This is a genomic window from Pseudomonas sp. LRP2-20 (assembly GCF_024349685.1).
GTDB lineage: Bacteria > Pseudomonadota > Gammaproteobacteria > Pseudomonadales > Pseudomonadaceae > Aquipseudomonas.
The window spans coordinates 1,512,739-1,537,648 of the sequence record NZ_AP025944.1 but is presented as its reverse complement, the minus strand read 5'-3'; the positions used below and the strand labels follow the sequence as shown (position 1 = coordinate 1,537,648).

Below are 24,910 nucleotides of genomic sequence, written 5' to 3'. Positions count from 1 at the left end.
GTGCTCTTGCGTTCTCTGTTCTGGCGCATCCTGGCCAGCTTCTGGCTGGCTATCACCCTGGTCGCGGGCCTGTCGATCCTGCTGGGCCACATGCTCAACCAGGATGCCTGGATCCTCAGCCGCCACCCGGGCCTGAAAACCATGGCCAGCCATTGGGCCAAGCATTATGAGCAGGAAGGCCTGGAGTCTGCCCAGGCCTTCCTGGAACGACGCAAGCAGCGCTACAAGATCGATGTGCAGGTGCTCGACGACAGCGGTGATGCCGTGGTGCCCGGCACCTTCCCGCGCCGCGCGGCAGCGTTCGAGGCACGCCAGCACAATGACGAGCGCCGCCTGCCGTGGCGCCGCCTGACCGAGGAATACACCAGCCCCGACAGCGGCGAGACCTACCTGCTGATCTACCGCATCCCGCACCCGGAACTGGACGCCTGGCACCGCGAGAGCCTGCTGTGGCCATTGAGTGCCCTGGGCATCGCCTTGGTGGTGCTGACCTTGTTCAGCCTGCTGGTGACCCTGTCCATCACCCGCCCGCTCAGCCGCCTGCGCGGCGCCGTGCATGACCTTGGCCAGGCCACCTACCAACAGAACAGCTTGGCACGCCTGGCCGCCCGGCGCGACGAGTTCGGTGTGCTGGCCAAGGACTTCAACAAGATGGGCGCGCGCCTGCAGAGCCTGATCGGCAGCCAGCGCCAGCTGCTGCGCGACGTGTCCCACGAACTGCGCTCACCGCTGGCCCGCCTGCGCATTGCCCTGGCCCTTGCCGAGCGCGCCGAAACCGAACAGCGCCAGGCCCTGTGGCCACGCCTGACCCGTGAATGCGACCGCCTGGAAGACCTGATCAGCGAAATCCTGACATTGGCCAGGGTCGATGCCGAGCAGGCCCATGCCGAACCCGTCGACCTCAACGCGCTGCTGGGCAGCGTGCGCAAGGACGCTCAGCTCAGCGCGCCGGAGCAGGAAGTGAAGCTGGAGGCCCAGCCTGGGTTGACCCTGCAAGGCTGGCCGACGCTGATCGAGCGTGCCGTGGACAACCTGGTGCGCAATGCCCTGCGCTTCAACCCGCAGGGGCAGCCGATCGAGATCAGCGCGAAGCGTGAGCAAGAGAAGATCGTGCTGAGCGTGCGCGACCATGGGCCAGGCGCGGCGCCGGAGCACTTGGCGCAGTTGGGTGAGCCGTTCTTCCGGGCGCCGGGGCAGGAGGCAGCGGGGCATGGGCTGGGCCTGGCGATCGCGCGCAAGGCGGCAGAGCGGCATGGCGGCAGCCTGGTGCTGGAGAATCACCCGCAGGGTGGATTCGTGGCCCGGTTGGAGTTGCCTGAGAACATTGCTGCCACCTGACAGAATGCCGGGGCTGCTTTGCAGCCCTTCGCCGGCAAGCGCAGCTCCCACAGGTACTGCACATCCCTTGAGGTCAGCGCTGTACCTGTGGGAGCCGCGCTTGCCGGCGATGGGCCGCAAAGCGGCCCCCTGGGTCATTCGCCCCAGGTACTGACGTACTCGGCAGTTTCGAGTATCGGCGCCGTGCGCGGCTCGGTCAGCGGCGTGCCGACATACAGGTAACCGATCAACTCCTCGTTCTCGGCCAAGCCCAAGCCCTTGTGCACGTGGGCGTCGAAGGCCATGTCGCCAGTTCGCCACACTGCGCCGATCCCCTGGGCATGCGCCGCAATCAGGATGCCGTGGGCCGCGCAACCCGCCGCCAGGCGCTGCTCGGACTTGGGTACCTTGAAGTGATCCTGCAGCTTGGCGATCACCACGATCAGCAACGGCGCACGCAGCGGCATCGCCCGTGCCTTGTCCAGCGCAGCCTGGCTGGCATCGCCCTTGCGCTGCAGCGCTTCGGCGAACAGTTCACCGAGCTTGTCGCGGCCCTGACCCTCGATGGTCAGGAAGCGCCACGGCCGCAGCTGACCGTGGTCCGGTGCGCGCAAGGCGGCCTGGAACAGCGCCTCACGCTGGGCCTCGTTGGGCGCAGGGTCGGTCAGGCGTGGCACGGAAACACGGTTGAGCAATGCGTCGAGAGCCTCCATCGGCTACCCTCCTGGCAGGTAAATGTGCGGCCATTCTAGCGTTTACATCACCAGACCCATAGGTAGAATGGCGCCCTTCCGTTTCGAGTCAGAGCAGATCACATGGCGTTGCCGACCTTAAGGATCATTGGTTTCATCATCGGCATCTTCCTGATCACCCTGGCGGTCAGCATGGTCGTGCCCATGGCGACCCTGGTGGTCTTCGAACGCACCGGCGACATGCCGTCGTTTCTCTGGTCCAGCCTGATCACCTTCATCGCCGGCCTGGCCATGGTCCTGCAGGGCCGCCCCGAGCACGTCCACCTGCGCCCGCGGGACATGTACCTGCTGACCGTCAGCAGCTGGGTGGTGGTGTGCGTCTTCGCCGCCCTGCCCTTCCTGCTGACCCAGCACATCAGCTACACCGACGCCTTCTTCGAGAGCATGTCCGGCATCACCGCCACCGGCGCCACCGTGCTCAGCGGGCTGGACACCATGTCACCGGGCATCCTGATGTGGCGCTCGATGCTGCACTGGCTCGGCGGCATCGGCTTCATCGCCATGGCGGTGGCGATCCTGCCGCTGCTGCGTATCGGTGGCATGCGCCTGTTCCAGACCGAATCGTCGGACCGCTCGGAAAAGGTCATGCCGCGCTCGCACATGGTCGCCAAATCGATCGTAGGCGTGTACGTCGGCTTCTCGATCTTTGGCGCACTGGCCTTCTGGTGGGCCGGCATGAGCCCGTTCGATGCCATCAACCACGCCATGTCGGCGATCTCCACCGGCGGTTTTTCCACCTCTGACCAGTCGCTGGCCAAATGGGACATCCCTGCCGTGCACTGGGTCGCGGTGGTGGTGATGATCCTTGGCAGCCTGCCCTTCACCCTGTACGTGGCAACCCTGCGCGGCAACCGCAAGGCGCTGATCCGCGACCAACAGGTGCAAGGCCTGCTGGGCATGCTGGTGGTGACCTGGATCGTGCTCGGCACCTGGTACTGGTACACCACCAACCTGCACTGGCTCGACGCCCTGCGCCACGTGGCACTGAACGTGACCTCGGTGGTCACCACCACCGGCTTTGCCCTGGGCGATTACAGCCTGTGGGGCAACTTCTCGCTGATGCTGTTCTTCTACCTGGGCTTCGTCGGTGGCTGTTCCGGCTCCACGGCCGGCGGTATCAAGATTTTCCGTTTCCAGGTGGCCTACATCCTGCTCAAGGCCAGCCTCAACCAGCTGATCCACCCGCGCGCGGTGATCAAGCAGAAATACAACGGCCATCGCCTGGACGAAGAGATCGTGCGCTCGATCCTGACCTTCTCGTTCTTCTTCGCCATCACCATCTGCGTGATGGCCCTGCTGCTGTCGCTGCTGGGCGTGGACTGGATGACCGCACTGACTGGCGCCGCCGGCACGGTGTCGGGCGTCGGCCCGGGCCTGGGTGAAGTGGTCGGCCCTTCGGGCAACTACTCGACGCTGCCGGATGCCGCCAAGTGGATCCTTGCCACCGGCATGCTGCTGGGGCGCCTGGAGATCATCACGGTGCTGGTGTTGTGTATGCCGGCGTTCTGGCGTCACTGACCTCGGCAGGCTCGGTACCCAGCCGGGCACGGTATTCACTGGGGGTCACATCGAACCAGCGGCGGAACGCCCGGTAGAAATTGCTCGGGTCGGCAAAGCCTAGCAAGTAGGCAGTTTCCAGCAGGGTCATGCCTGGCTGGGCCAGGTATTGCTCGGCCAGCTCGCGGCGGGTGTCGTCGAGCAAGGTCTGGAAACTGGTGCCCTCTTCCTGCAGCCGGCGCTGCAAGGTGCGCTGGGACAGGTGCAGGGCCTGGGCCAGGGTTTCGCGCTTGGGTTCGCCTTGCGGCAGGATGCGGCACAAGACCTGGCGCACGCGGTGAGTCACGCGGCTCTCCGAAAAGCGCGCGAGGTACTCACCGGCAAAGCGATCATGCAGGATGGCCATGGCTTCGTTGGCGGTGGGCAATGGCGCTTCCATGTCGGCCCGCTCGAACACCAGGGCATCGTGCGGCGCACCGAACACCAGCGGGGAATGGAACGCCACCTTGTACGGCTCGATATTCTTCGGTTGCGGCCCTTGCACCAGCACCCGCCGTGGCTGCACCGGTCGCCCACTCAGCCATTTGCACAGGGCCAGTGCGCAGGCCAGCGATGCTTCGGCGCTATGGCGGGTGGGCGGCAGGTGGTCGCCATGCACGGTCAGAATCAGTGAATAGCCTTCGGGGCCAAGGACAAAACTCAGGTCGGAGCTTTCGGCGATGATGCGCTGGTAGCGCACCAGCCGTTCGAACCCTTCGGCCAGGGTGCGGCTGGACATCAGTGCGTAGCCCACCACGTGGAAGGAGGCCGGGCGCACCACCCGCGCCATGTTCAGGCCAATGGCTTCGTTGCCCGACAGTTCGACCGCCAGCTGCCAGAGGCGGGTCATGGAGTCCTGCGGAAAACGTGCATCCGGGTCGTCGAGTGCAGCGAAATCAAGCCCCAACTGCTTGAACATGGCCGGGCAGTCGAGCCCTTCCAGCTCCAGCGCCTTGACAATCCCTGATGCCCAGCTGGCCGATGTGGTTCTTTCGCTCATGGCAGGCTTCTTATGCTGACCGCTTCATGCGATTAACCTCAAGGATACTTATTTGGCGCCTATTGTCACTGGCCGGCCCCGCCAATCACTCTAGACTCGATTCAGGCTCCACGCCGTGTATCCTGTCAAAAAGTGATAATCCCGGAGTACTGCCCATGGCCAGCACCACGCAGTTTCGCAGTTTCGCCGAATTCTATCCGTATTACCTGGGGGAGCACAGCAACCCCACCTGCCGGCGCCTGCACTTTGTCGGCACCAGCCTGGTGATCGCCTTGCTGGCTTACACCATCGGCAGCGGGAAGTGGTTGCTGTTGCTGGCAGTGCCGCTTTGCGGGTACGGCTTCGCCTGGGTGGGGCACTTCTTCTACGAGCGCAACAGACCGGCGACGTTCAAGCACCCCTGGTACAGCCTGGTGGGTGATTTCGCCATGTTCCGCGACATCCTGCTTGGCCGGATCAGCCTCTAGGCCGGCTCACGCAGGGCTGCCGCCTGTGCCTTGCGTGCCTGCGCGTCAGCCAGCCGGTACAGCTCGATGCTGCCGTCCCAGTGCTCGATCAGCGCCGTGCATGATTCGACCCAATCGCCACAATTGAGGTAATCCACCTCGCCGACCTTGCGTATTTCGGCGTGGTGGATATGCCCGCACACCACCCCGTGAAATCCACGGCGGGTGCACTCATGGGCAATCGCATCCTCGAAGTCGCTGATGAAATTCACCGCCCCCTTGACCTTGTGCTTGAGGTACGCCGACAGCGACCAGTAGCCATACCCGTAGCGCGCACGCCAGTGGTTGAGCCAGCGGTTGAGCACCAGGGTGAACTCGTAGGCACGGTCGCCCAGGAAGGCCAGCCAGCGGTGATAGCGGGTGATCACGTCGAACTGGTCACCATGGATCACCAGCAGCCGGCGACCATCGGCAGTCAGGTGCTCGGCCTCGTCCACCAACTGGATGTTGCCCAGCATCAGCTTCGAGTAACGGCGCAGGAATTCGTCATGATTGCCGGTGACGTAGATCACCTCGGTACCGCGCTTGCTCATGGTCAGCAGGCGGCGGATCACGTTGCTGTGGGCTTGCGGCCAGTAGATGCCGCCGCGCAGCTTCCAGCCATCGATGATGTCGCCGACCAGGTAGATGCGGTCGGCCTGGTAGCCCTTGAGGAACTGCGACAGGTGTTCGGCCTGGCAGTCACGCGTGCCCAGGTGCACGTCGGATATCCACAGCGTGCGCACGCGCTGCTTGCGTGACGGGCGGGAAAATTCGGCATGGGTCATGGGCAGGCTCCGGCGCTGTTTGCTGGAGACTGGCAGGCACAGGTGACAGGGTGGTGGCAGGGATGTGACGAGTGATGGCGTGCCAGGAATGCGGCACAATGGCTGGCAGCCCCACGAGGAAGCCCCATGGCCGGCCCGATACTTTCCTTGCGCCACTACCGCGATGAGCTGATCGCCCACAGCCACGAACACCCGCAATTGGTGTTCGGCCTGCACGGGCGCCTGGATTTCGAGGTACAGGGCCGCGGCGCCAGGGTCGCCCGCCAGGGGCTGGTGGTGGTACCCGCGGGCGCTCATCATACCTGCGGCAGCGCTGTCGGCAGCGATTGCCTGGTGCTGGACGTGCCCGGTGAGCACTGGCTGCATGAGCAGCTGGGGGCCCATGCCGATGCCAGCAGGCGCCTGCTCGACCAGCCTGGGGCACTGGGGCTTGATGATCGCCAACAGCAACTGGTGGACTGGCTGGCGGCGAGCCCCATGGACGACCCACTGATCGCCCGGCAAGGCGCGGTGCTGTTGCTGGCCAGCCTCAACCCCAGCGCCTCGGCCATCGTCACACCCAGCCATCGCCTGCCCTATGCGGCATTCGACGCGCATATCGAAGCGCATGCAGCGTACCCGTTGCAGGTGGCCGACCTGGCGCGCATCGCCGGCTTGTCCAGTACCCGGCTGCATGCACGGTTTATCGCAGAGTGCGGCATGACGCCGATGGACTACATCCGCCAGCGGCGTCTGCTCAAGGCAAGGCGGCTGGTCACGCAGACGTTGCTGCCGATGGGGGAGATTGCGGCGCAGGTGGGGTACAGCTCGCAGAGCGCATTTTCGGCGGCGATGCTGCGCGCGTTTGGTTGCTCGCCGTTGGCCATGCGGCGAGAGCCTGGCGACAACTGACAGCAGGATGGCGACAGAACCTGTTGCCCTGAGAATTTACACTTTGCTGCACCGGCCCTTTCGCGGGCAAGCCCGCTCCCACAGGAATATCGCCACCCTTCAGAGCAACACTTTTCCTGTGGGAGCGGGCTTGCCCGCGAAAGATCCGGTACAGCCAGTAAAGATCTTGAGCAAGGACCCAACATGAACCACCGCACTGCCCTCGGCGCCCTGCACATCGGCGCGCTGTTCTTCGGCCTGACCGGCGTCTTCGGCAAACTGGCCGCCAGCGCCAGCCCGGCGATCATCGTCTTTGGCCGCGCCGCCTTCGCCGTGCTGGCCCTGGCGCTGTTCGCCAGCCTCACCGGCCCCGGCTGGCGACGCCTGAGCAGCCAGGACATACGCCGCCTGCTGCTCGGCGGCGTGCTGCTGGCCGGCCATTGGGTCAGCTTCTTCATCGCCGTGAAAGTCGGTGGCGTGGCCATTGCCACCCTGGGTTTTGCCAGCTTCCCGGCCTTCACCGTGATCCTCGAGGGCTTGCTGTTTCGCGAGCGCATCCGCCGCAATGAAGGCGTGCTGGTGGCGCTGGTCAGCATCGGCCTGATACTGGTCACTCCAGAATTCGACCTGGCCAGCCAGGCCACTGGCGGTCTGCTCTGGGCTTTGCTCTCCGGCTTGCTGTTCTCGCTGCTGTCGCTGACCAACCGTGTCGGCTCAGGGCGCTTGCCGGCCGTGCAGGCGGCGCTGTGGCAGAACCTGGTGGTCGGCTTGTGCCTGCTGCCCTTCGCCGGCCCGGGCCTGAGCCAGGTGGCCAGCATGGACTGGCTGTGGATCGCCCTGCTCGGCATCTTCTGCACCGGTGTCGCCCACAGCCTGTTCGTGGCCAGCCTCTCGGTGATCAAGGCGCGTACCGCCGCCGTGGTGTTCGCCATGGAACCGGTCTACGGCATCGCCGTGGCCTGGGCGGTGTTCGCCGAAACGCCCACCCTGCGCATGCTGCTGGGCGGCGTGCTGATCATCTTCGCCATCGTGCTGTCCAGCCGCCTGGCCGCCGAACAACCGCCGCGGCACAAGGCCGTGGCCGAGGGCGCCTGACTCAGCGATCGTTGTGGCCCAGGTCGCGCTGTGGGTCGATCTGGTCGCGTACGCGCTGCTTGAGCACCTTGGCCTCGGGGAAGCCACCGTCGGCCTTGCGCTCCCAGATCTGCACGCCATTGCAGGTGATGCGGAAGATCCCGCCGGTGCCCGGCTCCAGCGCCACCCGGCCGAGGTCATCGGTGAAGGTGCTGAGCAGTTCCTGGGCCAACCAGGCGGCGCGCAGCAGCCATTGGCACTGCGTGCAATATGTGATGACGATTTCCGGCTTGTTGTCGGCCATGCTGAGGCATCTCCAGGTAAGGGGCCGCTTATACTAGCGGTCTTTAGCCTTCGGTTTGAGACTCACGATGCGCCGCCTGCTGTTCTGCCTTTTGCTGACGCTCACTGCCCTCACCGTCTTTGCCGCCGAGCCTGCCCGCCCCAAGGTCGGCCTGGTGCTGTCTGGCGGTGCCGCCCGCGGCCTGGCCCATATCGGCGTGCTCAAGGCCCTGGAGGAACAGGGCATACACATCGACGCCATCGCCGGCACCAGCATGGGCGCAGTGGTGGGCGGGCTGTATGCCTCTGGCTACAGCGTCGAAGAGCTGGAAAAACTCGCCACCACGCTGGACTGGCAGCAGGCGCTGTCCGATGCACCGCCACGCAAGGATGTGCCGTTCCGGCGTAAACAGGATGACCGAGACTTCCTGGTCAAACAGAAGCTGAGCTTTCGCGACGACGGCAGCCTCGGCCTGCCCCTGGGTGTGATCCAGGGCCAGAACCTGGCGCTGCTGCTGGAAAGCAAGCTGGCCCATACCGCCGACACCCGCGACTTCGACAAGCTGCCAATCCCCTTCCGCGCCGTGGCCACCGACATCGCCAGCGGCGAAAAGGTGGTGTTCAGCCGTGGCCACCTGCCGCAGGTAATTCGCGCGAGCATGTCGATCCCGGCCGTGTTCGCCCCGGTCGAACTGGATGGCCGCCTGCTGGTGGATGGTGGCATGGTCGACAACATCCCGCTCGACGTGGCCCGGGAAATGGGCGTCGACCTGGCGATCGTCGTCGACATCGGCACCCCGCTGCGCGACCGCAAGCAACTGGCCACGGTGGTCGACGTGCTCAACCAGTCGATCACCCTGATGACCCGGCGCAATTCCGAGGAGCAGCTGGCCAGCCTGCACCGCGACGACATCCTGATCCAGCCGCAGCTGGCCGCGTTCGGCGTCACCGACTTCGGCCGTGCCCAGGACATGATCGACGCCGGCTACCGCGCCACCCGCCTGCTCGACACGCGCCTGGCCACGCTGCGCCAACCAGAGCGCGACGCCAGCCTCGCCGTGGCGCGCTCGCCAGGCCAGCGCACGCCGGTGATCACCGCCATCAGGATCGAGAACGACTCCAAGGTCAGCGACGACGTGATCCGCTACTACATCCGCCAGCCGATTGGCGAGCCGCTGGCGCTCGACCGCCTGCAGACCGACATGGGCACCCTGTACGGCCTGGACTACTTCGACCGGGTGCAATACCGCGTGGTGCACAAGGGCAATGACAACACCCTGGTGATAAATGCCCGCGGCAAGCGCGGTGGCACCGACTACCTGCGCCTTGGCCTGAACCTGTCGGACGACCTTCGCGGCGACAGCGCCTTCAACCTCGGCGCCAGCTACCGCATGAACGGCATCAACCGACTGGGCGCGGAATGGCTGACCCGTGCCCAGCTCGGTGACCAGCAGGAGCTGTACAGCGAGTTCTATCAGCCCCTGGACGTGGGTTCGCGCTACTTCGTCGCGCCGTACCTTGACCTTGGCTCGCAGAACATCGAGGCGACCCTGGACAACGACCCGATCGCCGAGTACCGGCTGGAGCGCTATGGCTTTGGCCTCAACGTCGGTCGCCAGATCGGCACGTCCGGCGAAGTGCGCCTGGGCGTGGGCAAGGCCTGGGGCGAAGCCGAAGTGCGCATTGGCGACCAGGACCTGCCCTCGGTCAGCTTCAACGAAGGTTTCTACGAGCTGAAGTATTCGTTCGACACCCTCGACAACGTGTACTTCCCGCACCGTGGCGAGGACATCGGCCTGACCTTGCGCAAGTACGACAAGTCGCTGGATTCGGATGACGACTACCGGCAGTGGCTGCTGAACCTGGACAAGGCCTTGAGCGTCGGGGCGAACACCTTTGTGCTGGGTGGGCGCTACGGGCGCACGCTGGACCCTACCGAGGTGGTGACCTCGAGTTTCGTGCTGGGGGGTGCGCGGGAGCTGTCGGGCTTCCGCCAGGACTCGGTGTCAGGGCAGAACGTCAGCCTGCTGCGGGTGGTGTACTACCGGCGCCTGACGCCGCGGGCCTATCTGCCACTGGACTTTCCGTTGTATATCGGTGGGTCGCTGGAACGTGGGCGGGCCTGGAACAACGACAACGAGTTCGACAGTGGCTACATCAATGCGGCGAGCATCTTCCTGGGGCTGGAGACACCGCTGGGGCCGTTGAACCTGAGTTATGGGGCCAACAGTGCGAATGAGCAGTCGGTGTATCTGAACCTGGGGCATACCTTCTAGATTGCCGGGGCCGCTTTGCGGCCACCGGAGGGATCAGGATTTTTCCAGGTTGGCGAGAATCTTGGCATGCACCCGCATGCACACTTCCAGATCCGCCTCATCCACGCCCGTGAACAGCTCCAGGCGCAGGGCGTTGGCAATGGTCTCGATCTGGTCGATCAGCGGCTTGGCCGGTGGGCACAGCAGGATCTTCTTCGCCCGCCGGTCTTCCAGCACCGCCTGGCGACGTACCAGGCCCTGGCTTTCCAGGCTGTCGAGCAGCCGCGCCAGGGTTGGGCCTTCAACGCCCACGCTTTGCGCCAGCTCACGCTGGGTGGGCGCCTCCTCGAAGCGGGCCAGGTGCAGCAACACCAGCCAGCGCGCCTGGGACAGGTTGAGCCCGGCCAGGCGGCGATCCAGCTCGGCACGCCAGCCGCGGGACATCTGCGCCAGCTGCATGCCGAAGCGGTGTTGGTTGTCAGTCAGGGGCATAAGCAACTCATAGACTAGAACTAATTGTTAGTCAGCTAACCATGCTCCGAGGCATCAGGCAAGGCTGCCCGCCCCGGAAACGTCCGATAATCGTCAAAAAGGATGACAAGCATCAGCAGTTGACGGAAATGCCGCCCATCAGAGCTCGAACTCCGCCGCCAGTGCCGCACGCACACAGTACAGCACGCCTTCTGGCACCCGTGCGCCGAACAAGGGGGCAATCGCCGATACCGGCGGCAGTTCGCCCTCGCCGTCGAGGAAGGCGTCCTGCACTTCCATCATCAGGTCTTCCGGCAGGTCCAGTGCCTGCTCCAGGCTCAGCTCCTGGCGGCCAAGGGCCTCGGCCAGCAAGCTGTAGACGTTCTTCTCGCTGCAGTTGAGCTGCCCGGCGATCTGCGCTGGCGTCATGCCGGCGCGCGCCAGGCTGACCAGTTCATGGCGCAGGTCGAGCACCACCTTTGGCGCCTCCTCCGTGCCACCGGCGCCATTGAGCACCTCGAGGAAGGCCTGGCCATAGCGCTCCAGTTTGCGCGCCCCCACGCCACTGACCTGGGCCATGTCGCTGAGGCTGGTCGGCTGGCTGCGGAGCATTTCCAGCAGGGTGGAATCGGGGAAGATGACATAGGGCGGCACGCTGTGCTCTTCGGCCAGCTTGCGCCGCAGGGTTCGCAGCGCCTCCCACAGTTCGCGCTCTTCGGCGCGCACCAGCTGGCTGGCCGGGCTGCCGCCGCTGGAAGAAGCCTTGGCCACGGTCTGCGGCTTGAGGTCGCGGCGCAATTGCAGGTTCACCTCACCACGCAGCAACGGCCGGCAGCTGTCGGACAGGCGCAAGCCGCCATAGCCTTCAAGGTCGATGTCGACCAGGCCGCGCGCCACCAGTTGGCGGAACAGCGAACGCCACTCGGCCTCGGCCAGGCCCTTGCCTACGCCGAATACCGAAAGCTTCTCGTGTCCGAAGTTGCGCACTTTCTCGGTGTCCTTGCCCAGCAGCACGTCGACCAGGTGGCCGACGCCGTAGCGCTGGCCAGTGCGGAACACTGCCGACAACGCCTGGCGGGCAGGCTCGGTGGCGTCCCAGGTCTGGATCTGATCGACGCAGTTGTCGCAGTGGCCGCAGGGTTGTTCGAGGATTTCGTCGAAATAGGCCAGCAGCGACTGGCGGCGGCAGCGGGTTTCTTCGCACAGGGCCAGCATGGCGTCGAGCTTGTGCTGTTCGATGCGTTTGTGGCGCTCGTCACCTTCGGAGTTCTGCAGCATCTGCTTGAGCATCACCATGTCCTGCAGGCCGTAGGCCATCCAGGCATCCGATGGCAGGCCGTCACGGCCAGCACGGCCGGTTTCCTGGTAATAGGCCTCGAGCGACTTGGGCAGGTCGAGGTGGGCAACGAAGCGCACGTTGGGCTTGTCGATGCCCATGCCGAAGGCAATGGTGGCGACCATGATCAGCCCTTCCTCATTGAGGAAGCGATGCTGGTTGGCGGCGCGTGTCTCGGCGGCAAGGCCGGCGTGGTACGGCAACGCCGGAAAGCCTTGCTCGCAGAGAAACGCAGCGGTTTCATCGACCTTTTTGCGCGACAGGCAGTAGACGATGCCGGCATTGCCACGGCGCTCGCCGAGGAAGGCCATCAGCTGCTTGCGCGGCGCCTCCTTGGGCACGATGCGATAGAAGATGTTCGGCCGGTCGAAGCTCGACAGGAAACGCTCGGCGCCCTGCAGGTGCAGGCGCTGGACGATCTCCTCGCGGGTTCGCATGTCGGCGGTGGCGGTCAGGGCGATTCGCGGCACGTGCGGGAACAGCTCGGCCAGCTGCCCCAGTTGCAGGTACTCGGGGCGGAAGTCGTGGCCCCATTGCGACACACAGTGGGCTTCGTCGATGGCGAACAGCGAGATGTCAAGGCCGCGCAGGAAGTCCAGCATGCGTGGCTGCACCAGGCGCTCCGGCGCCAGATAGAGCATTTTCACCTCGCCCCGGCGCAGGCGCCCGGCCAGGTCACGCTGCTGCTCGGGGCTCAGCGTGGAGTTCAGCGCCGCCGCGGCAACACCGAGTTCGTCGAGGGTGGCGACCTGGTCGTCCATCAGCGCGATCAGCGGCGACACCACCACCGTCAGGCCCGGGCGCAGCAGGCCGGGCACCTGGAAGCACAGCGACTTGCCGCCACCGGTAGGCATCAGCACCAAGGCATCGCCGCCATTGGCCACGCATTCGATGATCGCTGCCTGGCGCCCACGGAAACTGTCGTAACCGAAGATATCCTTGAGAACGCGCTGAGCCTGTTCGAGCATGTGCAACTCCACAAATCGCCGTACCATCCTGGACACAGGCTGGACGAAAAACCCGCTCCGCACACGCCAAAAGCGTAAGCGGCTTTTGCCAGATGGCCGGGATAACCGGCCCCTGGATGAAAAACGGCGGAGTATACCGCAGTGCTGGCCCGCACAGGATGCCCGGTGACAGACGTTCCCTTTGCCCCGCTGGCGCCGCAAGGTGCTAGAATTCACTATCGTTTATTCCCCCAAGGTAGCCCTGTAATGTCCTTCGCCGAGCAACTGACCCGCCTGCAAGCCTTCCTCGACGCCGACGAGCTGCACGAAGAAGCGCTGGACTACGTCGCCGCACACGGCTACCTGACCGCGCTGTCGATCTGCTCCGAGGACGTCCCCGAGCGTGAATGGATCGACGCGCTGTTCGCCGAAGAGCCCCATTACGCCAGCGATGCCCAGCGCACCGAGATCGAAGCGACGCTGGTGGCCCTCAAAGGCCACATCGCCCGTCAACTGGCCAGTGACGAAGAATTCGACCTGCCATGCGACCTGGACCTGACCGACGAGCCGGACGATTCCGACCTGCGCGGCTGGTGCATCGGTTTCATGGAGGGCGTGTTCCTGCGTGAAGAGGCCTGGTTCGAGAACGCCGAGGAAGAAGTCAGCGAGATGCTCCTGCCGATCATGGTCGGTTCCGGCCTGTTCGACGAACAGCCTGAGTTCGCCGACATCGCCAGCAACGCCAACCTGCAGGACGACATGATCGTGCAGATCCCGGAAGCGCTGAGCGCGCTGTTCCTGCTGCTGCACGCTCCCGACGAGAAGCCGGCGCTGCTCAAGCCACGCCATCACTGAGTCGGCCGTGCGCTACCTGCTGCTGGCCGTCGGCTGGCTCAGTGTTGCGCTGGGGGTGCTGGGGATCTTCCTGCCGGTATTGCCCACCACCCCGTTCCTGCTGCTGGCGGCAGCCTGCTTCGCCCGCAGCTCACCGCGCTTTCACGATTGGCTGGTCAACCACCCCAAGCTTGGGCCGTGGATCCGTGACTACCTGAGTGGCGAGGGCATTCCGCTCAAGGGCAAGGTCTACGCCATCGGCCTGATGTGGGCAAGCATCGGGCTGTCCTGCTACCTGGTGCCGCTGTTCTGGGCCAGGACCTTCATGCTCACCAGTGCGGTGCTGGTAAGCCTGTACATCCTCAAGCAGAAGACCCTGCGCCGGCCCGGTTGAACGCTGCTCACTCCTGTTCTGGCCTCTTCGCGGCCAAAGCCGCTCCCGCAAGTACTCCACAGTCTTCAAATCTGTGGTGGACCTGTGGGAGCGGCTTTAGCTGCGAAGAGGCCGGAACAGGCAAATTAGACCGTATCCACCTTCAACGAATGGTCATTGATCATCCCATTGATGATGGTCGCAGTATCCTGCCCTGCCGAAACTACTCCGCCGGCCCCCGCAGTCACCCCGTAATGCTGGGCCAGGTCGACCCCCGCCAGGTCGATGGTCTGAGTCGGCGCCGCCCCTGCCACACTGCTGACCTCGATGGTCGAGACCACATTGCTGCCGCTGCCGCTGACCTTGAAGTGCAGGTAGTCATCCAGCGAAGCCGCAGTGGCATTTTCGCCCTGCAGCAGCTGCGACAGGTCCAGATGATCGCTACCCGGGGTGAAGTCGGTCACCGTGTCATGCCCGGTATCGCCCTTCTGCCAGACGAAGGTGTCGTTGCCGTTGCCGCCGGTCATGATGTCGTTGCCGGGCCCGCCGATGATGATGTCATTGCCGTCGCCGCCCTTGAGTACATCGTTGCCCAGGCCGCCGTTGAGCAGATTGTCGCCAGCATCACCGATCAAGGTGTCGTCGTAATCAGAGCCGATCAGGTTCTCGATGCCGGTCAAGGTATCGACACCGGCGGCACCGGTATGTTGTGGGCCGGTCAGGCTGAGGTCGACCGTCACCCCTCCGGTGGCCGAAGCATAGCTGGCGGTATCGTTGCCCGCCCCGCCATCGAGCAGGTCGTTGCCAAGGCCGCCGATCAACAGGTCATTGCCATTGCCGCCGTGCAGGGTGTCATTGCCTGCGCCCCCCACCAGCACATCATGGCCGTCACCGCCGTTGAGAAGGGTGTCGGCGTTGCTTGCCATCAATACATCATCGCCCGCCGTGCCGTTCAGGGTAGCCCCGGCCTGGTAAGTGATATCCACCGCGCCGGTAGCACTGCCGCCGTGGCCATCGCTGACCGTGTAGCTGGCCTGATGGACTTCGTTCACGGCGTTGCTGTAGTCGACCACCATGCTCAGCTTGTAGCTCTCGGCGGCCTTGCTGTTGTCCGACGGGTTGGCCTGATTGACCACATGGATGCTGTACACCCCGTCATGGCTGGCGGTGAAGCTGCCGCCATCGGCAATGGGCTGGTAGCTGCCGCTGGCATCCTTCCACGCCAGGCTCAGGTTGCCGTCGGGGCGGTCATGGTCCAGTTGCAGGGTCTCGCCCTTGCGCAGGCTGACGGTGATCACATCCTCGCCATTGGCGTTGCTGCTGTTGATGTTGCCAAGGTAGCCAAGCACCACCAGCGCCGCCGTCATGCTGCCGGCGGCAGTGGTGAAGGCGCTGCGCTCCAGGGCCTTGAACTGGTTGTCGAGCGAATCGCCATCACCATCGAAGGTGATGTTAGGGACGGTGTTGCCGAGGGTGAAGCCTGCCCCTTTGTTGGCGAAGTCCGTGTTGACGGTGATCGGCACCGCACTCAAGCGGTCGTTTTCTGCATCACTGTCATTGGCAAGCAACACGTCGGACGGCAGGCTGATACTGGCGCCGGCAATGTTGGTGATGACGTGGTCGGCAACTGCCACGGGGGCATGGTTGCCATTGAGCCACACCATCAGGTCGGTGCTGCTGGTATCGCCGTCATTGTCACTGACGGTGAAACCGAAACGCTCGACCTGGCTGTCACTGCCCTTGGGCGGCGTATAGGTGAACTCGCCGCTGTCCATGTTTACCAGCAGGCTGCCACCCAGGCTGGTCTTGATGGTGAGCGTATTGCCCGCGGTATCGAAGCTGGCCTGGTCTGCGCCACCGCTGGCCAGGTATCCACCCTGCCCCGCGTTGGCTTTCGGATCGTAGGTGTAGGTAGTGCCGTCCACCAGCAGTGCCTTGATGAACCCGCCATCGGCACCGAAGGTGCCACCGCTGAGCAGGCTGCCGGTAATCGGTGAGCCTTGCACGGTATCCGAAAGCACACCATAAAGCTCGTCGAGGTTGGTAACGACAGCCGAATGGGTGTCGGTATGGCTGCTGCCGTCGTAGGCCAACGGATCGAGGTTGCTGACATTGATATCCTTGCCCAGGCCGATGGCGTAGGCCTTGATACCATTGCTGTCGAGGAAGCTTTCCCAGCTGGTTTCGCGTGCGCCGGTGATGGCATGCCCGGAGGTAGGCTCGCCATCGGAGAAGAAGTAGCTGACATTCTGCGCATCGGCCAGCTTGCCATTCTGGGCAAAGGCCGTCTGCGCAGCGGTGGCCGCGCTGTCGTAGTAGGTCGAACCACCCGCGTGCAGGCCGTTGACGATCGACTTGGCCACGTCGATGCCGACCCATTCGGCCGACTGGATTTGCGCGCCACTGCCGAAGGTGACGATCTGCACCTTGATGTCGCCCATGTCGTCGTATTTGTCGAGCAGCGCAGAGATGGCTTGCTTGGTCGCTTCCAGGCGGGTCATGCCTGGAATGCCCGAAGCCGAGGCCATGCTGCTGGACACATCAATCACCAGCAGTATGTTGGAATCCACCTGGTCCGGCGTGATGATGCGCTCGGCGCAAACTGCATTGGGCACATCGTCGACGATGGTGATGGCGATGCTGCCGGTGATGCTGTGGCCTAGCGAATCCGTGGCCTTGTAGGTGAAGTTTTCGACCGCCGAATCGTCACCCGGGGTATTGGCGGGCGAGGTCAGCGTGTAGGTGTAGCTGCCGTCAGGGTTGACGCTGATCTGCCCATACTGGCCGACAGCGTTGCCCACCAGGCTGTAGGACAAGGCGCCTATGCCACCACTGGCCAAGCCAACCAGGCTGCCAGAGGCGGTTTCCAGGGGCGATGTCGGGTCGCTGCCGGTGACGGTACCTGCAGCCAGGTCGCCACCGTCCTTGCTCAAGTCCAGGGCTTTTTCAAACACCGTGGCGCTGCCGTCCATGCATACTTCGATGCGTGGGTCATGCACGTTGATAGTGATCGTCGTGGTGCTTTCGTCGCCATCGGCATCGCGGATGGTGTAGACGAAGGTGTCTACGGCATCGCGCGGCGACACCACGTCCGGGTTGGAGTGGTAGACCGCATTACCCTTCTCGTCGATGGACAGGTAGCCGTACTGGCCATTCACCTGGGTGTTCAGCTGGCCGACGGCCGAGGTGGAAGTATCGCTGCCAGCGCGTACGCCGACCACGTAGTTGCCGTCGCTGCGCACATCGGCACCGACCACATCGTTGTACAGCACATTGCCGCGCACCTCGTCGCCCTTGTACACACTGGTGTAATCACTGTGGGCTTGCGGCACGTCGTCGACGATGGTGATGACGATGGTGCTGGTGGCCGAATGGCCATAGGCATCCTGCACCTGATAGGTAAAGGACTCGGTAGCGCTGTTGGCACCGTCGTTGGCATGTACCGGCGAGCTGGCAGGTGACGTCAGGGTGTAGGTGTAGCTTCCGTCGGCATTGAGCTGAATCTGACCGTACTGGCCGACAGCATTACCCACCAGGCTGTAGGACAGAGCGCCTATGCCACCAGAAGCCAAGCCGGCCAAGCTGCCAGTAGCTGTTTCGAGGGGAGATGTCGGGTCGCTGCCAGTGACGGTACCTGCAGCCAGATCGCCACCTTCCTTGCTCCCATCCAGAGCTTTTTCGAACACTGTGACACCGCCGTCCATGCACACTTCGATACGCGGGTCATGCACGTTGATGGTGATCGTCGTCGTACTTTCGTCGCCATCGGCATCGCGGATGGTGTAGACGAAGGTGTCGACGGCATCGCGCGGCGACACCACGTCCGGGTTGGAGTGGTAGACCGCGTTGCCCTTCTCGTCGATGGTCAGGTAGCCGTACTGGCCATTCACCTGGGTGTTCAGCTGGCCGATGGCCGAAGTCGAGGTATCGCTGCCAGCGCGTACGCCGACCACGTAGTTGCCGTCGCTGCGCACATCAGCGCCGACCACGTCGTTGTACAGCACATTGCCGCGCACCTCGTCGCCCTTGTACACACTGGTGTAATCGCTGTGGGCTTGCGGCACGTCGTCGACGATGGTGATGACGATGGTACTGGTGGTCGAATTGCCGAGCGAATCTTTCACCTGGTAGGTGAAGGTTTCGGTGACGGTATTGGGGCCGTCATTGGCGTGGGCCGGTGAAGTGGCCGGTGAGGTCAGGGTATAGGTGTAGGTGCCGTCGGCATTCAGGTGGAGTTGGCCGTACTGGCCGGTGGCATCGCTCACCAGGCTGTAGGTCAATGCACCGACGCCGCCGCTGGCAGAGCCGACCAGGGTGCCGCTGGCGGTTTCGCGGGTCGAATCCGGGTCGCTGCCGGTGACACTGCCCGCGGCCAGGTCGTTGCCGTCCTTGTGCAGGTCCAGGGCGTTTTCGTACACCGTGACATCGCGGTCCGCGCAGGCCATCAGCGAGTTGTGCACGTTGATGGTGATCGTCGTCGTACTTTCGTCGCCATCGGCATCGCGGATGGTGTAGACGAAGGTGTCGACGGCATCGCGCGGCGACACCACGTCCGGGTTGGAGTGGTAGACCGCGTTGCCCTTCTCGTCGATGGTCAGGTAGCCGTACTGGCCATTCACCTGGGTGTTCAGCTGGCCGATGACCGAAGTCGAAGTATCGCTGCCAGCGCGTACGCCGACCACGTAGTTGCCGTCGCTGCGCACATCGGCACCGACCACGTCGTTGTACAGCACATTGCCGCGCACCTCGTCGCCCTTGTACACACTGGTGTAATCACTGTGGGCTTGCGGCACGTCGTCGACGATGGTGATGACGATGGTGCTGGTGGCCGAATGGCCATAGGCATCCTGCACCTGATAGGTAAAGGACTCGGTAACGCTGTTGGCACCGTCGTTGGCATGTACCGGCGAGCTGGCAGGTGACGTCAGGGTGTAGGTGTAGCTTCCGTCGGCATTGAGCTGAATCTGACCGTACTGGCCGACAGCATTACCCACCAGGCTGTAGGACAGAGCGCCTATGCCACCAGAAGCCAAGCCGGCCAAGCTGCCAGTAGCTGTTTCGAGGGGCGATGTCGGGTCGCTGCCAGTGACGGTACCTGCAGCCAGATCGCCACCGTCCTTGCTCCCATCCAGAGCTTTTTCGAACACTGTGACACCGCCGTCCATGCACACTTCGATGCGCGGGTCATGCACGTTGATGGTGATCGTCGTCGTACTTTCGTCGCCATCGGCATCGCGAATGGTGTAGACGAAGGTGTCGACGGCATCGCGCGGCGACACCACGTCCGGGTTGGAGTGGTAGACCGCGTTGCCCTTCTCGTCGATGGTCAGGTAGCCGTACTGGCCATTCACCTGGGTGTTCAGCTGGCCGATGGCCGAAGTCGAGGTATCGCTGCCAGCGCGTACGCCGACCACGTAGTTGCCGTCGCTGCGCACATCAGCGCCGACCACGTCGTTGTACAGCACATTGCCGCGCACCTCGTCGCCCTTGTACACACTGGTGTAATCGCTGTGGGCTTGCGGCACGTCGTCGACGATGGTGATGACGATGGTGCTGGTGGTCGAATTGCCGAGCGAATCTTTCACCTGGTAGGTGAAGGTTTCGGTGACGGTATTGGGGCCGTCATTGGCATGGGCCGGTGAGGTGGCCGGTGAGGTCAGGGTATAGGTGTAGGTGCCGTCGGCATTCAGGTGGAGTTGGCCGTACTGGCCGGTGGCATCGCTCACCAGGCTGTAGGTCAATGCACCGACGCCGCCGCTGGCAGAGCCGACCAGGGTGCCGCTGGCGGTTTCGCGGGTCGAATCCGGGTCGCTGCCGGTGACACTGCCCGCGGCCAGGTCGTTGCCGTCCTTGTGCAGGTCCAGGGCGTTTTCGTACACCGTGACATCGCGGTCCGCGCAGGCCATCAGCGAGTTGTGCACGTTGATGGTGATCGTCGTCGTACTTTCGTCGCCATCGGCATCGCGAATGGTGTAGACGAAGGTGTCGACGGCATCGCGCGGCGACACCACGTCCGGGTTGGAGTGGTAGACCGCGTTGCCCTTCTCGTCGATGGTCAGGTAGCCGTACTGGCCATTCACCTGGGTGTTCAGCTGGCCGATGACCGAAGTCGAAGTATCGCTGCCAGCGCGTACGCCGACCACGTAGTTACCGTCGCTGCGCACATCAGCGCCGACCACATCGTTGTACAGCACATTGCCGCGCACCTCGTCGCCCTTGTACACACTGGTGTAATCGCTGTGGGCTTGCGGCACGTCGTCGACGATGGTGATGACGATGGTGCTGGTGGTCGAGTTGCCGAGCGAATCTTTCACTTGGTAGGCGAAGGTTTCGGTGACGGTATTGGGGCCGTCATTGGCGTGGGCCGGCGAGGTGGCCGGTGAGGTCAAGGTGTAGGTGTAGGTACCGTCGGCGTTCAGGTGGAGTTGGCCGTACTGGCCGGTGGCATCGCTCACCAGGCTGTAGGTCAATGCACCGACGCCGCCGCTGGCAGAGCCCGCCAGACTGCCGGATGCGGTTTCACGCGTCGAGTCAGGGTCGCTGCCGGTAACGCTACCTGGGGCCAGGTCGTTGCCATCCTGATGAACATCCAGCGCGCTTTCATGGACCGTTACCCCGCCCACCGGGCCTGCGACGAGCGAGCAGTCCTGCACATTGATCGTGATGGTGGTGGTGCTCTCATCGCCGTCAGTGTCGCGAATGGTGTAGACGAATACATCACTGGCGCCTGGCGGCAGCACCGCATTCGGGTTGGCGTGATAGACCGCGTTACCCGCCGCATCGATGGTCAAGGTGCCGTACTGGCCGGCGATTGCGGTGTTGAGATTGCCGATGGCGGAGGTCGAGGTATCGGAGCCGGCACGTGCACCGACCACGACATTGCTGGTTCCTGCCTGATCTGCACCCAGCTTGTCATTCCAGAGAACATTGCCCGTGGCAGTACCGCCTTCCACGACGCTGGTGGAATCCGCCGCAGCCTGCGGCACATCGTCGACGATGTTCACATCCAGGCTGCCGCTGGCGGTGCTGCCATCAACGTCCTTGGCAACCACAGCGAAGTGTTCGCTGATGCTGTTGCTGCCTGCACCGTCTGGGTGGCTGCCGTTGTCGGTCAGCGTGTAGCTGTAGCTCACCACCCCGGTGCCCGGGTTGTAGCCGGTGATGGTCAGGGTGTTGCCTTCCGGTGTGGTCACCGATTGCGGGAAGCCGGCGGCCACGCCGCCAGTGACCACTGCGATGCCGCCCACGGTCAGGCTTTGCAGGCCATCCGGCGCCGTAACCTTGAAGGTGCCTTGCTGGGTCAGTGCATTCGCGTCTGGCGCGGTGCCGTCGCTCAGGTGCTTCTCGTAGACGGTCAGCTCACCGTTCTGCACGTCCAGGCCATCGAGGTTGACCGGGTCGTTGAGGTTGCTGATGTTCAGCGTCAGGGTCGCCGTGCTGGTGTCGCCGTCGGCGTCCTTGATCGTGTAGGTGAAGTTCTCCACCCCGTTGCCGCCACCGCCCAGGTTCTTGAAGTCCGGGGCGTTGGGGTTGAGCGTGTAGGTGTAGGAACCGTCGGCGGCCAGGACCAGCGTGCCGTAGGTGCCAGTGTAAGTGCCGGCGATCACTGGACCACCCACCACACGGTCGGCGCCTTGCACGTCGTTGGTCAGCACATTGCCGGTCAGTTCTGTGTGCTGTTCGGTCGCCGTGACAGCGTTGCTGTCATCCACTGCCTTCGGCACATCATCGACGATATTCACGTCCAGGCTGCCGCTGGCAGTGCTGCCATCGACGTCCTTGGCAACCACAGCGAAGTGTTCGCTGATGCTGTTGTTGCCTGCACCGTCTGGGTGGCTGCCGTTGTCGGTCAGCGTGTAGCTGTAGCTCACCACCCCGGTGCTCGGGTTGTAGCCGGTGATGGTCAGGGTGTTGCCTTCCGGTGTGGTCACCGATTGCGGGAAGCCGGCGGCCACGCCACCAGTGACCACTGCGATGCCGCCCACGGTCAGGCTTTGCAGGCCATCCGGCGCCGTAACCTTGAAGGTGCCTTGCTGGGTCAGTGCATTCGCGTCTGGCGCGGTGCCGTCGCTCAGGTGCTTCTCGTAGACGGTCAGCTCACCGTTCTGCACGTCCAGGCCATCGAGGTTGACCGGGTCGTTGAGGTTGCTGATGTTCAGTGTCAGGGTCGCCGTGCTGGTGTCGCCGTCGGCGTCCTTGATCGTGTAGGTGAAGTTCTCCACCCCGTTGCCGCCACCGCCCAGGCTCTTGAAGTCCGGGGCGTTGGGGTTGAGCGTGTAGGTGTAGGAACCGTCGGCGGCCAGGACCAGCGTGCCGTAAGTGCCGGTGAAAGTGCCGGCGATCACTGGACCACCCACCACGCGGTCGGCGCCTTGCACGTCGTTGGTCAGCACATTGCCGGTCAGTTCTGTGTGCTGTTCGGTCGCCGTGACAGCGTTGCTGTCATCCACTGCCTTCGGCACATCATCGACGATGTTCACATCCAGGCTGCCGCTGGCGGTGCTGCCATCAACGTCCTTGGCAACCACAGCGAAGTGTTCGCTGATGCTATTGCTGCCTGCACCGTCTGGGTGGCTGCCGTTGTCGGTCAGCGTGTAGCTGTAGCTCACCACCCCGGTGCTCGGGTTGTAGCCGGTGATGGTCAGGGTGTTGCCTTCCGGTGTGGTCACCGATTGCGGGAAGCCGGCGGCCACGCCGCCAGTGACCACTGCGATGCCGCCCACGGTCAGGCTTTGCAGGCCATCCGGCGCGGTAACCTTGAAGGTGCCTTGCTGGGTCAGTGCATTCGCGTCTGGCGCGGTGCCGTCGCTCAGGTGCTTCTCGTAGACGGTCAGCTCACCGTTCTGCACGTCCAGGCCATCGAGGTTGACCGGGTCGTTGAGGTTGCTGATGTTCAGTGTCAGGGTCGCCGTGCTGGTGTCGCCGTCGGCGTCCTTGATCGTGTAGGTGAAGTTCTCCACCCCATTGCCGCCACCGCCCAGGTTCTTGAAGTCCGGGGCGTTGGGGTTGAGCGTGTAGGTGTAGGAACCGTCGGCGGCCAGGACCAGCGTGCCGTAGGTGCCAGTGTAAGTACCGGCGATGACCGGGCCACCCGCCACACGGTCGGCACCCTGGACATCGTTGGTCAGCACATTCCCAGTCAGCTCGCCTTGCTGTTCGGTCGCCTTGACCACGTTGCCATCATCGAACGCCTGTGGCGCATCATCGTGGATGATCACATCCAGCGAGCCTTGGGCGACATCGCCGTCACTGTCACTGACCAGGACCGGTAACTGCTCGGTCAGCGACTTGGCTCCATCGTTCTCGATATGTTGCCCGGATGCAGTGAGCGTATAGGTGTAACTCACCTCGCCGGTGCTTGAGTTGTAGCCGGTAATCGTCAGGATGTTGCCCAGCCCGGTAGTGATCGACTGGCCAACGCCGGTCACCACGCCGCCTGTCACCACGTTGATGCCACCGACACTGAGATTGAACACGCCATCCTGAGCCACCACGGTAAAGCTGCCCTGCCGAGTCAAGGCCGCCGCATCACTGGCAGAGCCCAGTGGCAGGTTCGCCTCGTTCAGGCTCAGCTCACCGGGGGCGATATCCAGCCCCAGCAAGGTGACGGGATGATTTTCATCGATCGTCACAGGGCCCGTTCCGCCATCGCCGCCGCCAACCGAACGACCGTTGAGCGAACTGCCATTGCTGGGATCAAGGCCGCCCACTTCGCGGTTGGCCAGTTCGGGAAAGCCATTGAAACCCGCCGTCGGAAAGCCCACCACGGGATCGACGCGCGCGCCCACTTCACTCAGCATGACGAAACTATGGCCCCCTCCCACGGCCCCGGAAGCACTGCCGCTGCCTGGCCCGGCGGCAGTTGCCTCGGCGCTCTGGGTCGGGTCGTCGCCAGCGGCAATGGCCCGCTGGATACGTTCTACGTCACTCAATTGCGCGTCGCTCGGCGCAGCCTCGTGGCCCTGCCCATGGGGCGCCTGGCTGGCAAGCAGGTCCGGCGTCATCTCCAGGCTGCTGTCGCGGCCCAGCGTCAACTCGGCACCGTTCTGCAGGTGCACCGCCACGGCCCCTGCAGCACCGGTCTCCAGTTGCTCGCCAGCGAAAAGTCGGTCGCCTTCGATCAGGGGGCGCCGACTACCATCGCTGGCAACCGCGAAGACCTGACCAATCACCTTGCTGACCACACCGATTAACTTTGCCATGAGCGAACGCCTCCCCTTACTGATCGGCTACTTCAGCCAATGGCATTGCGTAGGCAGGTGTGGGCAGGGAGTCCGAAAAATCTCAACGGTGAGAATCGTTCTCTCAGGTACTACTTTGGCGATAGTAGTAATGTAAGTTGGCCATCAATTTATGCCAATTTTTTGTCGCCAAATTCCACTTTCACCTATCCGTTCCGCATCCTTAGCTGAAAAAAAACTGGACCTTACAGAAGTGCTTGAAAGTCGCGCCTTGCAACGGCTCGCGAATTCACTTGGATGAAACAATGTCTTGCTTTGCATAGACCGCATAAGTTTTTTTTCGCATAGGCGTTATGAAAAAATCTTCTTAGCTCGCGCGTTAAATGTTCTTAGCTCTGTTGTTACAAAC

Annotated in this window: 15 protein-coding genes; 8 read left to right on the top strand and 7 right to left on the bottom strand. The window is 63.7% G+C overall.

Features of this window, described 5'->3' with window-relative positions:
* A complete protein-coding gene (locus OCX61_RS06785) occupies nucleotides 1–1,338 on the top strand; it encodes a sensor histidine kinase (RefSeq protein ID WP_261943130.1) in 1,338 nt (445 codons plus the stop codon).
* Between the two features lie 134 nt (nucleotides 1,339–1,472).
* Here the strand turns inward: OCX61_RS06785 and OCX61_RS06780 are convergent, their stop codons facing one another.
* On the bottom strand, nucleotides 1,473–2,030 hold the full coding sequence (locus tag OCX61_RS06780) for a nitroreductase family protein (RefSeq protein WP_261943129.1): 558 nt from the start codon (nucleotides 2,028–2,030) through the stop codon (nucleotides 1,473–1,475).
* Nucleotides 2,031–2,132: 102 nt separating this feature from the next.
* On the opposite strand from OCX61_RS06780, the gene OCX61_RS06775 reads away from it, so the two are divergent.
* Nucleotides 2,133–3,587, top strand: coding sequence for a TrkH family potassium uptake protein (locus OCX61_RS06775; RefSeq protein WP_261943128.1), 1,455 nt, complete (start codon nucleotides 2,133–2,135; stop codon nucleotides 3,585–3,587).
* On the opposite strand, the gene OCX61_RS06770 is transcribed toward OCX61_RS06775, so the two are convergent.
* On the bottom strand, nucleotides 3,544–4,605 hold the full coding sequence (locus tag OCX61_RS06770; RefSeq protein WP_261943127.1) for an AraC family transcriptional regulator: 1,062 nt from the start codon (nucleotides 4,603–4,605) through the stop codon (nucleotides 3,544–3,546). The two genes, OCX61_RS06775 and OCX61_RS06770, sit on opposite strands and share 44 nt — an antisense overlap.
* Before the next feature lie 155 nt (nucleotides 4,606–4,760).
* Here OCX61_RS06770 and OCX61_RS06765 point away from each other — a divergent pair, with 155 nt between their 5' ends.
* On the top strand, nucleotides 4,761–5,072 hold the full coding sequence (locus OCX61_RS06765) for an Mpo1-like protein (RefSeq protein ID WP_261943126.1): 312 nt from the start codon (nucleotides 4,761–4,763) through the stop codon (nucleotides 5,070–5,072).
* On the opposite strand, the gene OCX61_RS06760 is transcribed toward OCX61_RS06765, so the two are convergent.
* Nucleotides 5,069–5,878 carry a UDP-2,3-diacylglucosamine diphosphatase gene (locus OCX61_RS06760; protein ID WP_261943125.1) on the bottom strand — a complete coding sequence of 270 codons (810 nt, stop codon included), beginning with the start codon at nucleotides 5,876–5,878 and terminating at the stop codon, nucleotides 5,069–5,071. The genes OCX61_RS06765 and OCX61_RS06760 overlap by 4 nt on opposite strands.
* A gap of 126 nt (nucleotides 5,879–6,004) precedes the next feature.
* Between OCX61_RS06760 and OCX61_RS06755 the strand changes: the two genes are divergently transcribed.
* Both OCX61_RS06755 and OCX61_RS06750 read left to right on the top strand, forming a co-directional pair.
* Nucleotides 6,005–6,769, top strand: coding sequence for a helix-turn-helix domain-containing protein (locus OCX61_RS06755; RefSeq protein ID WP_261943124.1), 765 nt, complete (start codon nucleotides 6,005–6,007; stop codon nucleotides 6,767–6,769).
* A gap of 183 nt (nucleotides 6,770–6,952) precedes the next feature.
* Nucleotides 6,953–7,843 (top strand): DMT family transporter, encoded by an 891-nt coding sequence (locus tag OCX61_RS06750; protein ID WP_261943123.1) that lies wholly within the window; start codon nucleotides 6,953–6,955, stop codon nucleotides 7,841–7,843.
* Between the two features lies 1 nt (nucleotide 7,844).
* Here the strand turns inward: OCX61_RS06750 and OCX61_RS06745 are convergent, their stop codons facing one another.
* A complete protein-coding gene (locus OCX61_RS06745) occupies nucleotides 7,845–8,126 on the bottom strand; it encodes an Rdx family protein (protein ID WP_016498461.1) in 282 nt (93 codons plus the stop codon).
* Nucleotides 8,127–8,193: 67 nt separating this feature from the next.
* Between OCX61_RS06745 and OCX61_RS06740 the strand changes: the two genes are divergently transcribed.
* Nucleotides 8,194–10,380, top strand: coding sequence for a patatin-like phospholipase family protein (locus OCX61_RS06740; RefSeq protein ID WP_261943122.1), 2,187 nt, complete (start codon nucleotides 8,194–8,196; stop codon nucleotides 10,378–10,380).
* A 33-nt stretch (nucleotides 10,381–10,413) separates the two neighbouring features.
* Here OCX61_RS06740 and OCX61_RS06735 read toward each other — a convergent pair whose 3' ends face one another.
* Both OCX61_RS06735 and recQ read right to left on the bottom strand, forming a co-directional pair.
* Nucleotides 10,414–10,851 (bottom strand): MarR family transcriptional regulator, encoded by a 438-nt coding sequence (locus OCX61_RS06735; protein ID WP_261943121.1) that lies wholly within the window; start codon nucleotides 10,849–10,851, stop codon nucleotides 10,414–10,416.
* Nucleotides 10,852–10,989: 138 nt separating this feature from the next.
* A complete protein-coding gene (recQ, locus tag OCX61_RS06730; protein WP_261943120.1) occupies nucleotides 10,990–13,134 on the bottom strand; it encodes a DNA helicase RecQ in 2,145 nt (714 codons plus the stop codon).
* Nucleotides 13,135–13,380: 246 nt separating this feature from the next.
* Here recQ and OCX61_RS06725 point away from each other — a divergent pair, with 246 nt between their 5' ends.
* Both OCX61_RS06725 and OCX61_RS06720 read left to right on the top strand, forming a co-directional pair.
* Complete coding sequence (locus OCX61_RS06725; RefSeq protein ID WP_012315632.1) at nucleotides 13,381–13,968, top strand: YecA/YgfB family protein; 588 nt, start codon at nucleotides 13,381–13,383, stop codon at nucleotides 13,966–13,968.
* A 7-nt stretch (nucleotides 13,969–13,975) separates the two neighbouring features.
* Nucleotides 13,976–14,341, top strand: coding sequence for a YbaN family protein (locus tag OCX61_RS06720; protein ID WP_261943119.1), 366 nt, complete (start codon nucleotides 13,976–13,978; stop codon nucleotides 14,339–14,341).
* Nucleotides 14,342–14,466: 125 nt separating this feature from the next.
* Here OCX61_RS06720 and OCX61_RS06715 read toward each other — a convergent pair whose 3' ends face one another.
* Entirely contained in the window at nucleotides 14,467–24,522 is a 10,056-nt protein-coding gene (locus tag OCX61_RS06715) for a retention module-containing protein (RefSeq protein WP_261943118.1), read from the bottom strand.
* Between the last annotated feature and the right edge of the window lie 388 nt (nucleotides 24,523–24,910).